Source organism: Dehalococcoidia bacterium (assembly GCA_035574915.1).
Taxonomy (GTDB): Bacteria; Chloroflexota; Dehalococcoidia; order DSTF01; family WHTK01; genus DATLYJ01.
The window spans coordinates 1-5,859 of sequence record DATLYJ010000085.1 but is presented as its reverse complement, the minus strand read 5'-3'; the positions used below and the strand labels follow the sequence as shown (position 1 = coordinate 5,859).

Here is a 5,859-nt window from a genome sequence, read left to right as displayed (position 1 = left end):
GCGGCTGAGCCGAGCCTGCCACCGGTAGAACAGCGTGCGCGAAATCGCTGCCTCCCGACACGCCGCGCTCACGCCCACTTCCGTCGCTCGGCGGATGACCTGCAGGCGCAGCCCCTGTATGCTCTCGTCGAGGGTCATCGGTTCTCCTCCCCAAAGTGGTTTCCTTGCCGGGACTTCCACTCTGGGAAAGATAGGGCCGATGGCCCTCTGCGCGCTGCATCCAAAGTGTCAACACTAACTCGACTCGGGACATACTAGCGACGCTCAAAGAAGGGCTTGATGGCATTCAGTCTGGCTCTGAGATCCGCCGAGCATGGCGCCAGTTCCAGCAGCTTCTCTATCTGCTCGACCTGGCGGGTTGCCGTATCGAGATTGGCCGTTCTGTAGCGCTCAGGATCTGGGAGCGTATCTTTTGTCACGAGCTGATCCTCTCGCCATCCGTCGTGTTCGATGATGAAGCTGGCGGCCTTGTAGACCTCCTTTTGATTCTCCACCACCTGAGGGAGCCAGGCCCGACGCGCCACGCGGTTGCCTACCGAGGTCAATACTGGCACCAACGCCACCCCGAATGCCAGCATCAGCACGAAGAGCACGACATAGAACTGCGTCGTGTGAATCCGCTCCGCCAGATGGTTGCCCCAGATGGCGACACCCACCTGCACCAGCAACCCCAAGAGTGTCAGTCCGGTGAAAAGCCAGGTCATGACGGACTCGATGATGTCCCGTTTTGCGGCGAAAGGGTTCGATCCCAGGAACGTCGCGTGCAGTTCGGGCACACTGAACTTTGTGAGGACGACGAAGAGCCCGACCCCACCCAAGACGATCGAAATGAGGTTCAGGGATGTCTTGTCCATTCAGCCTTCAGTCGCCTCAGTCGTCGAACGCCCAGGCTGAGCGGCCGGCGTAGCCGGACCGCTCCAGCCTGGTGTTCGGCGGCATTTGTTACGACCAGACCGTCGCGCCTGACCAAATTGCGTCAAACGCTTGGCCGACGACACGGCGGACATCTTCCCCCACCTGAACGACGAAGCCCTGTTTCTTCCCGAAGCCGTTGAGGCTTGTCCCGAGTATGACCATCTTGCCATCGTCGATGATGTAGCGGTCGTGGAGAGGGGCGGTGGAGGCCACACGCACTTCAATAGTTCGGCCCTCTGTCCGCGCCGCTGCAAGCAGAGCACGGACCGGGCCTGCGTCCTTGATGTTCTTTGTGAGGAGCCTGATCGCCACAACGGGAGGGCAGGCAGAGAGATGATCGAGCGTCGCCGTGTCAAGGTACGGATCACAGATTCTGACGGTTCCGTTGAGTGACCCGAGGAACCCGTGAAGCGTGAGTGTAGCCTGCAGTGCCTTGGTCGGATCGACGAACAGGATTGAGCCACCCGCGCCCGCCAGATGTTCTCGCCCGCCAGCGAGAATCATGTATTGCCATTGGCGGTTGCGTTTGCGACGACCAACAAGCTCGCGCTTGGTGGTGAGCAAGGACCCGATTCGCCGCCAGTGCAGCCCGATCCCGTGACTGTCACGCAACGCCGCCGAAATCTGCGGCGCCGTCAGCCATTCCGACTCGTCCCGTTGCGCGTTCGCAAGGACGGCCAGGACACGATCGAGGTCGTTGTCGAAGCTCCGCGGGTCAAGCGGCTGAGATCGCTTCCTGGCCACCTACCCTTGCCTCAGGCGGTCCCGGCTTTTGGTGACCGGCGCTTCCGTGCTCGACGCCCGGACGATGCCGCCTTGGTCTTCTTTCGGACATCGGCCGGGAACTTCGCCCCCACGGCGGCTTCTCCCGAACTCGTCAGGTAGTAGGTATTTTTCATGCCAACCTTCGGCGCGATCCAGCCGATGCGGACGGCCCATCCGATGTCTCTCGGGAGGTTCTTTGGGACGGGCTCTTGTGCGTCCTCGAACGTCTTGACCAGGTCCTTGCGCGTGAAGATCGGTGTGTTCCGATGATTCTTGAGGTAAAGCGCCATCGTCGCGATCTGCTCTGGTATTCGTTTGGCCTCCTGTTGCAGGAGGAACTCGCGTACAGATGGCGGCGTCCGGCCGGCCGCTGAGACTGACGCCTCGCGAGCCGTCGATGTAACGTCGGTGCCTTGCCTGGTCGATTCGGCTGGGGCAAGAGCCGCACCGAGCGCGATGGCGACGATCTGGTGGGCGACGTCAGCCGTGACGGTGCGATCGACGCTGACGCCCTCGCCTGTCAGCTTGAGGCGGAACCCTTTTTCACCCGCCATCTCTTCCTCCGGTCATGATGACACGTCGTCGTCCGCCGAACGTTCGCGCTAACCGGCGCGCCGCTTGCGGCGCGTCCGCGTTGAGCGCGCGGTTAGGTAACGCACCTCAATACTCATCGGCTTTTGCGGTGGCCCACGCCCCGGCAAACCTGGTGCCGAACGTAAGCACAGTGAGTACGACCAACTCGCCAAGCGTTGACCACATGCCCTTAAATAGGGTGGCGAGCATGGCAATAGGCACGACACCGACACCCATGAGGAAAAGCCCAATGAAGACGGCAATCGCGCCCCATAGGTGGTAGGTGAGCAGCAGGCTCCATACCCAGAGCGTGAACCCGAAGATGAACGACGCGATCATGAGACCGGTGCCGGAAAACCCACGCGTTTTCCGGAAAAGCACGAGAGGTAAGAGAACGAAGATCACAATAGCGAGCGCGATGCTCGAGATTGTGACCAGCCACGGATAGATCTTTTCGCCGAGCCAAGCGCCCCCGTGAATGAAGAGCGCGATGAGCAAGGCGATGCCGAGAAAGATCGCGATCCCAGCCACGACGGCACCCGCGCCCTTCAGTTTCTCCCACATGACCCCCCCCCTTTGCGTTACCTAACTACAATTCGGCCACTGGATAGGCTGATCTGCGTAATACCGCAACGCCTGCGAGGTTCTGCAGCGTATACCGAGGTGGAACCGCCCTCTTCGACAGGCTCCCCGGCCTTTCGATCCAGCGACTTGCGTCCGCACGGAGCGAGCCGCGCGGGTCGAGATAGGCCGCGACGTCGCGCAGCGTATCCCGATGCGTATACTCTCCAAGGCCGCCGCCGTGGTCATGAGCCGCCGAACATCCGGTCCGCCGGGCTCCTCACGGCGGCCGGCCCGCGATTCAGGACGTGGGTGTAGATCATGGTGGTGCTCACGTCCCGGTGTCCGAGCAGCTCCTGGACGGTGCGGATATCGTGGCCGTCCTCGAGCAGATGCGTGGCGAACGAGTGGCGCAGGGTGTGGGGGCTCGCGCGCTTGGCGAGCCCGGCCTTGCGGACCGCGGCCTTGACGGCGCGCTGGAGCACCGACTCGTGCAGGTGATGGCGGCGCCGCTGGCCGGTGAGCCGGTCCCGGTAGATGCGGGTAGCGGGGAAGACCCACTGCCACACCCACTCGCGCCCGGCGTTCGGGTACTTCCTGGCGAGGGCGGTCGGCAGTTCGACCCAGCCGGCCCCCACGGCCAGGTCCCGCCGATGCTGGGCGCGGACGGCCTCGAGGTGTTCCAGGAGACCGGCCCGGGCGACGCCCGGGAGCATGGTGACTCGGTCCTTGTCGCCCTTGCCGCCGCGGACGACGATCTGGTTGGTCGCGAAGTCGAGGTCCTGGACGCGGAGCCGGCAGCACTCGAGCACCCGGAGCCCGGCACCGTAGAGCAGGCAGGCCATGAGGCGCGGCACGCCGTCGAGGCTCTGGAGCACGGCGCGAACCTCCTCCCGCGTGAGCACGACCGGGAGCCGCTCGGGGCGCTTCGCGCGCACGATGCCGTCGAGCCAGGGAAGATCAATCGCCAGCACGTCCTTGTACAGGAACAGGAGGGCGCTCAGCGCCTGGTTCTGGGTCGAGGCGGCGACCCGGCCGTCCACCGCGAGGGACGTGAGGAACTTCGTGACCTCGGGCGCCCCCATTCCGGCGGGGTGGCGCTTGTCGTGGAAGACGATGAAGCGCCGGATCCAAGCGACGTACGCCTCCTCGGTGCGGCGGCTCAGGTGGCGGGCGCGTAGGGCCTGGCGGACGCGGTCGAGGAGGCGGGGCTTCGGAGGCTCGGGAGGACCGCTTTCGCGGAACGACCACAGGGTGAGGCGGCCGCCGCCAGCCGACAGCGTCGGGTAGCAGGCCCGGGCGCTCGACTCCACGCTGCCCATGATCCGTGTCCTGACCCTGCGCCACGCGAGCATATGGGATCGGCGGCAGTCTCCGCAAGTCGCCGATCGGATACGCCCGAGGCGGCTATCCTACCGGTCGATTGACCGCGAGGCGCGCCGCCGCGACTGTCGAGCCCCGGATGCCGTTCGCCTACTTCTCCCGGCTCACCCGGCGCCAGCAGGCGATCGATCTCAGGAGCGACGGCCCCACGGCCGGGTGTGGGGCTCCCGTTGCGGAGTCCGGGGCAGGTCCTCTGGGCGGCCCGCTGGAGTCGGGTCACCCAATCGCTGGGCCGGGCCATGGCGCCGCTGGCCCGCCAGCCGAGCTGGCGCGAGGTGGCCGGCCACTTCGGTCCGTCACGGGCTCCGCGGCCCGGCGTGCAGCACTTCCACCTGCTGACCGTGCCTCCGGCGGACTTTCGGTAAGTCGAGCGCTCGGCGGCCCACCCCGGCGCCTTGACGCCCGGGGCGGGGGCTGCCTAGAATCGCGCCGCTCCTCCGCCCCGAGGTGACGCCATGACGCCGAGCCCCGACGTCCTCGAGCGCCTCTACCAGACGATGGTCCGCATCCGCCGCTTCGACGAGAAGACGACGGAACTGTTCAACGCCGGCCTGGTCAAGGGCACCGCCCACTCCTACGTCGGCCAGGAGGCCGTGGCCACCGGAGCCTGCGCGGTGCTGCGGGCCGACGACTACATCGTCGGCAACCACCGCGGCCACGGCCACTGCCTGGCCAAGGGCGCCCGGGTGGACCGCATGATGGCCGAGCTGATGGGGCGCGAGACCGGCTACTGCCGGGGCCTGGGCGGCTCGATGCACATCGCGGCGCTGGACCTCAACATCCTCGGCTGCAACGGGATCGTGGCCGCCGGCGTGCCGATCGGCGCCGGGGCCGCGCTGGCCGCCCGCCTGCGCGGCACCGAGCAGGTGGTGGTGGCGTTCTTCGGCGACGGCGGCGCCAACCAGGGCGTCGTCCACGAGGCCATGAACCTGGCCGCGATCTGGAGCCTGCCGCTGATCTTCCTCTGCGAGAACAACCAGTACGCGCTGTCCACCGCCTCCGCCCGGACCACCGCCGGCCCCTCCATCGCCGCCCGCGCCGCCGGCTACGGCATCCCCGGCGTGCAGGTGGACGGCAACGACGTGCTGGCGGTCTACGAGGCGGCGCGCGAGGCCGTCGCCCGCGCCCGCCGCGGCGGCGGCCCGACCCTCATCGAGGCCGTCACCTACCGCTGGGGCGGTCACAGCATGCGGGCCAACCTGCCCCAGTACCGCACCGAGGCCGAGGAGCGCGAGTGGATGGCCCGGGACCCGATCGGGCGCTTCGAGCGGTACCTGGTCGAGGGCGGGTTCGCCACCGCCGCCCGGCTCAAGGAGCTGCGGGAGGCGGTGGAGGTGGAGCTGGAGGAGGCGGTCCGCTTCGCCCAGGCGAGCCCGGAGCCGACGGTGGCGCTGATGGAAACCTCCGTCTACGCGCCGCACATCGAGGTGCGCGAGGTCGCCCCACCCCCCTCGCCGGCGCGCGAGATCACGTTCGCCCAGGCCCTCGGCGAGGCGCTGGCCCAGGAGATGGAGCGCGACGGGCGCGTGTTCGTCATGGGCGAGGACGTCGGGCTGATCGGCGGCATCTTCGGCGTCACGCGCGGGCTGCGCGAGCGCTTCGGGGAGGACCGCGTGCGCGACACGCCGATCTCGGAGGCGACCTTCTGCGGCATGGGCGTGG

At 67.0% G+C, this 5,859-nt stretch carries 6 protein-coding genes; 1 reads left to right on the top strand and 5 read right to left on the bottom strand.

Translation table 11 applies throughout. From position 1 onward, the window contains the following. Positions 1–254: 254 nt before the first annotated feature. The 5 genes from VNN10_08065 to VNN10_08045 form a co-directional block, all read right to left on the bottom strand. Positions 255–854, bottom strand: a complete 600-nt coding sequence (locus VNN10_08065; protein ID HXH21971.1) for a hypothetical protein — start codon at positions 852–854, stop codon at positions 255–257. Between the two features lie 88 nt (positions 855–942). Further along, entirely contained in the window at positions 943–1,659 is a 717-nt protein-coding gene (locus VNN10_08060; protein ID HXH21970.1) for a hypothetical protein, read from the bottom strand. Positions 1,660–1,670: 11 nt separating this feature from the next. Further along, positions 1,671–2,234 carry a hypothetical protein gene (locus tag VNN10_08055; protein HXH21969.1) on the bottom strand — a complete coding sequence of 188 codons (564 nt, stop codon included), beginning with the start codon at positions 2,232–2,234 and terminating at the stop codon, positions 1,671–1,673. Positions 2,235–2,340: 106 nt separating this feature from the next. Next, positions 2,341–2,817: a hypothetical protein gene (locus tag VNN10_08050; GenBank protein ID HXH21968.1), complete on the bottom strand. Its 477-nt coding sequence runs from the start codon at positions 2,815–2,817 to the stop codon at positions 2,341–2,343. 242 nt (positions 2,818–3,059) lie between these two features. Beyond that, the gene (locus VNN10_08045) at positions 3,060–4,169 is read right to left on the bottom strand and encodes an integron integrase (GenBank protein ID HXH21967.1); all 1,110 of its coding nucleotides are present in this window, start codon (positions 4,167–4,169) and stop codon (positions 3,060–3,062) included. Between the two features lie 483 nt (positions 4,170–4,652). On the opposite strand from VNN10_08045, the gene VNN10_08040 reads away from it, so the two are divergent. Further along, positions 4,653–5,859 (top strand): thiamine pyrophosphate-dependent enzyme (locus VNN10_08040; protein HXH21966.1); only part of this gene is annotated, 1,207 nt, incomplete at its 3' end.

Bases quoted from the DNA above. Each gene is read 5' to 3' on its own strand.
- VNN10_08065 (HXH21971.1), bottom strand. From the start codon at position 854: ATGGACAAGACATCCCTGAACCTCATTTCGATCGTCTTGGGTGGGGTC.
- VNN10_08055 (HXH21969.1), bottom strand. From the start codon at position 2,234: ATGGCGGGTGAAAAAGGGTTCCGCCTCAAGCTGACAGGCGAGGGCGTC.
- VNN10_08050 (HXH21968.1), bottom strand. From the start codon at position 2,817: ATGTGGGAGAAACTGAAGGGCGCGGGTGCCGTCGTGGCTGGGATCGCG.
- VNN10_08045 (HXH21967.1), bottom strand. From the start codon at position 4,169: ATGCTCGCGTGGCGCAGGGTCAGGACACGGATCATGGGCAGCGTGGAG.